Below are 4,689 nucleotides of genomic sequence, written 5' to 3'. Positions count from 1 at the left end.
GTCCTTGAGGACCTCATTAACAAGCCTGAGTGCATCCGCTGTCTTTTTTTCTTGAAAAAGAACCGCGGCCTTGAAAACCTTTGCCTTCAGATAATTTGGCCCGGTTCGAACCTTTAACATAAATTGATCCAGCACCTCGAGAGCCTTATCATTCGCCTTTTCCACAATAAAATACCTGGCCAGGGTACGATAAGCCCCATATTCCTCAGGCAGATCTTTTGTAGCCTGCCTTAACACCTCAACCATGGCGTCCTTCTGGTTAATTTTCGCGTAAAATTGGGCCAGTGTAAGGCGGAACCTTTCGTCTTCAGGATGGGCGGCGATTAGATCCTTGAGAATACCTTCTGCCTTCTCGGTCTTGTTTGTACGGCGATAAAAACTGGTTATTAATAATTTAAAGTTATCGTTATCAGGGTTCTGAGCGATGAGTGTTTGAAATTCTTGTTCCGCGCCGGAGAGATCATTAGTTCTTTCTAAGATCTGGGCCCGTAGGAGCCGGGCGGTGCGATTTGTTGCGTCTAGAGCCAGCAAATCCTGAAGGATTTTGTCTGCTCCGTCCATATCCTTTTGTCTCACATTTATTCTGGCCAGCATGAGATATGGATCGGCCCTTTGAGGATTTCTCTGAATAACCGACTTTAAAATGGGTTCAGCCTCTCTTTCCTTCTGATCTGCGATAAGCGTCGCAGCCTTCAGCAATAAAGCCTCTTCGTGCTCCGGATTTTTCGACAAGACCAACTCCGCCTTTTCCCGGGCCTTGTCCGTTGTTTTAGTCATTAGTAGTAACTTGCCCAGGGTTATTTCCGCATCAATAAGCTCCGGGTCAAGATTTACAGCTTTAGAAAGATTACGAAAAGAGCTTTTCCACTTTTTGCTTTTGAATTGCGTCATGCCGAGCATGTAATAGGCTTCGGCAAATTTAGGGTCAACCTGGAGCGCATTCTTGAATTCCAGACGGGCCTTTTGATATTCGCCTTTTTCATAAAGAGCCTTGCCTTTGTTGAAGAACTTCATCTTTTTCTCTTCAGGACCGCCACAGGCCTGCGCCATTATGACGATGAGTATTGTTAAGACTGTTAGGGCTAATGTTCTAACTTTCACGTTTTGCCTCCTTCAATTGGACAAGTTCGGCTGTCAAATAAGATCCCGCAATTTTAAAAAATGATATTCTGATTAGATGATGATAATATAACCTCAAATTAATAATCCTTTTATGCTTATGAGCGCTAGTGAGCCTATGGTAGCCAGCCGAATGCTGTTCAACTCTCCCCGCAGCTCTCCAATGAGAATATCATAGCTAAAGAAAAGTACAATGATCTTGGCAGCGAGCATGCCCATCTTATAACTTTGAATTTGTTCATCTGGCAGATTCGGTACCGCCAAGGCAATAAAAAGGATCAGGAAATCCATGGGGGTGCTCTTGAAACCCGCTCGTCTGGAAAACTTTAAGGTCAAAATCACAAATAGAACCAGGAGCCCGAAAGACAGGTTGTAAACATCAAAGGGCCTTTCAGCCATCCAGGATGGCATATTTACTTCAGACTGGTAAATGGCAAAGGGGATAAGCAGGTACAAGGTCAGCCGCAGACCGCTAATGGCCCACTCCCGCTTAACGAACCAGGTTATCAAAATGAGGCCAACAAGCCCCATGGAAAAAAATGAAAGATACCTCGGTATACTGGTTGGCAGGAAACAACTGAAAAGCAGTAAAAAAGGGATGCCAATGTTAATGAATCTGAAAGAAACCTTGATGAGGATATTCTTTTCTTTGAGTATACTCAGCTTTCCCCTAATGACTTGATCTAAAAGATCAAGACGCTTAAGTTTCCAGCCAGTCTTGTCTGCCGCAAAAAACCCGCAGAGAATGACACCTGAAAAGATTACATATATCATCAAAAGCAGCCACTCAGTATAGAACCGGAGAATAAAGGCTGATGTGACCAAAAAGACTTGAAGGATGTAAATAGCAAGAACCGCCTCTGTATGATAAAGACCCAGGCGTATAAGCTTGTAATGGAAGTGGTTCCTGTCTGGCAAAAAGGGCGACCTTCCTTTGGCAATGCGCTCCGCCATGACGGCCATTGTATCGAGTATCGGAAAACCAACCAGAAACAAAGGCAAAACAGGACTAAGGGGTGTATTTCCCTGAGTGAGCCCCAGGGATAAAGTGATGGCCAAAAACCCCAGGAACTGGCTTCCGCCGTCACCCATGAACAGGATAGCCGGATACGTATTAAACCGAAGGAATCCAAAAAGTCCGCCAGCCACTGCAACCGCAAAAAGGGTTATGAGGATGTTATCTGACCGGAAAGCAAGATATGCGATACAAATGAAGCTGACGAGGCAGATTCCTCCTGCGAGTCCATCCAGGCCATCAGCAAGATTGATCGCGTTTGTCACTCCCACGATGATAACGAGTGTTAAAGGAATCGCGACCCAATCCGGAAGAAGCATTTCATCTGGAAGCAACACACCCAGAGATTTTATTTTTATGCCTCCATAAAGAATCACAATCAAGGCAGCTACTATTTGGCCGGCAAACTTCCACTTGTAGTCGAGATCCTTCATATCATCAAGTATGCCGAAAAGGACTACAATCCCAGAGCCAATCAGGAGGGCCTTTGCAAATTCGTCAATGGGCGCCCAGAGGAGAATTGGGATCAGCGCTCCCAAAGTTACCGCGATTCCCCCGTTTTTTGGGGTAGGAACAGAATGAACCTTCCTGGCGTCCGGAATATCCATAATGTTCAGCCGCACCGCTAGACCTCTCGTCAAAGGAATCAGGCCTAACGTGATGAACATTGATAAAAGTATGGTAGAGAGAAAAATCATAACGAACTTATCAAACCAGTCTTACCGGGAAGTCATATTAACTTGTTGATATAATTTCATTGAAACCTTATTCTCTGCCAGGTAGGTATTCCAACAGAATAGGCAAAATTTGTCCGGTAAAGGCCTGAAGCCTTTTTTCAGCCTCCTCGATTTTCTCAAATTCATCAACTGGCGTAATGAGCCTCACCAGGGCCCCGTCTGTCCTCTGTTTTGTTAACGCATCCCAGAATGCGAATATTTTCAACTGATATAGATTGGTCAGAACCCGGTCTCTTTGAAAAAACCAGTAATAGGCAAGCTGCCTGGAATCGCCTTTTTGCATCAAGGCCCGGTTTACCCGAATGGTCCCATCACGATATCCCGGAGTAGATAAGGTTGTAGAACCGGCCTGCTTGAACCTCCACCCACCTCCAGGAAGGCAGGAGGCCGGGGAATGGATTGACTTTCCCTTTCTCTGGCTTTCATAATAAGCCGTGTAAAAATTGATACTTCTGCCAAGCTTATTCTGATAGTTGATCATGACATAGTCGCTTAAATCCAGGGTATCCAGAAATTTCTGTTCCATGTTCTCGCGGCTGCCTGTCCATTCACCTATTTCCAGAGGGAAAAAGTCAAACGATTTTGTGATAGGAATCTTCTCCCGAAACTCAACGCCCTGAGATAAGACCAGCGTTGATCCGAGGATAATAAAGGCGACCATGAACTGGGGTGGTTTCAGGAAAGCCCGCAAGCTTCTGCTGACAGTCCTCCTGGGATTTACTTCGTTTGTGTCTGAGCCTAAGGATTCCGTAAGGGCTGCTTCTGACGCGCTGTCCCCGTTCGATGTTTGATCAGACTGTAAATTCTGATCTGTGTCTGACGTCTGTTCGTTTGAATCGCTGGACCCTGTCGGGGGAATCCTTTGCAGAACCCACATCTCAAGAAGCAGTACCCCCAGGGAAAACATGAAGATAAACCACCCTGAAAACCCGTGAAAAAAACCTTCCGCAACCTTAGCCCCTGCGACTTCGTAAAGAATACCGGTTATGGCAATCCTTAAGCTATTGGTGATAATGGAAAGCGGGACTGAAGAAATAACAAGAATGGCCCGTTTCCACAGAGCAGCGCGGAAAAAGTAGGCCAGAAGAATGCTGAGGACAAGCAGGGGAATTAAAAAACGGAGGCCGCTGCAAGCGTCCACCACCTGGAGTTGTGTAAACCCGATGTCAATGACGTTCCCGTCCCGGTAAGCAGACATGCCATAAATCTGCATCATGGCCACGCCCAGTTGAGAGGAGATCAATTTGAGGTTCAGTGTGAGTTTGTTATATAAAAAACTCGGAAGGGGAAACATCGTTAGCATGATGAAGAGCGGGAAAGCGATTATTTTCAACTTTTTCCAACCCAGGTGTAGCCAGCTCAAGCCTACAACTATAAACCAAAAAGAAACATAAATGCTGAAGAATTCTCCACCTAACTCTCCCAGCCAGAAGAGGATAATGCCTGGCAGGAAAAGTATCAGTCCCAGCCATGAAGCCAGGGATGGATATTCGACCAGCCTTTCTCTCTTTTCCCAGACTAAATAGAGGACAACGAGCGGTATCAAATAGCAGTAACTGTAATCGTCTCTTGCCCAGTCATGTGAGATCAACCAGGAGAAAGTCGAGTAATATATTCCGATAAATAACAGCCCGTATATAAAGATTTTTATCCAATCTACAGGCTTAGTTACTGACGAAACTCTCAATTGTTCCTCCCTGTTGAAACGGAAGTTCACCTTTTCGGCTGAGGGGTTTTAATGCAATAACTTACTGATCTTAATCATGTTATTTTCTTCGAGCGATATTTTTTCTTGTGACTACACGGGCCTGAGATTTG

At 45.2% G+C, this 4,689-nt stretch carries 3 protein-coding genes; all 3 read right to left on the bottom strand.

The annotated features are described in order from the left end of the window. Positions 1–1,101 (bottom strand): tetratricopeptide repeat protein (locus tag JRI95_16295; protein ID MBW2063104.1); only part of this gene is annotated, 1,101 nt, incomplete at its 3' end. Positions 1,102–1,194: 93 nt separating this feature from the next. Further along, positions 1,195–2,832 carry an undecaprenyl/decaprenyl-phosphate alpha-N-acetylglucosaminyl 1-phosphate transferase gene (locus JRI95_16290; GenBank protein ID MBW2063103.1) on the bottom strand — a complete coding sequence of 546 codons (1,638 nt, stop codon included), beginning with the start codon at positions 2,830–2,832 and terminating at the stop codon, positions 1,195–1,197. Positions 2,833–2,899: 67 nt separating this feature from the next. Next, entirely contained in the window at positions 2,900–4,558 is a 1,659-nt protein-coding gene (gene xrtD, locus JRI95_16285; GenBank protein MBW2063102.1) for a VPLPA-CTERM-specific exosortase XrtD, read from the bottom strand. Positions 4,559–4,689 lie beyond the last annotated feature (131 nt).

Source organism: Deltaproteobacteria bacterium (assembly GCA_019308995.1).
Taxonomy (GTDB): Bacteria; Desulfobacterota; Desulfarculia; order Adiutricales; family JAFDHD01; genus JAFDHD01.
Note: the sequence above shows the minus strand (reverse complement) of the source record. Positions and strands in the feature narration are given on the sequence as shown.

Coding starts and splice junctions, on each gene's coding strand:
- JRI95_16290 (MBW2063103.1), bottom strand. CDS start 2,832: ATGATTTTTCTCTCTACCATACTTTTATCAATGTTCATCACGTTAGGC.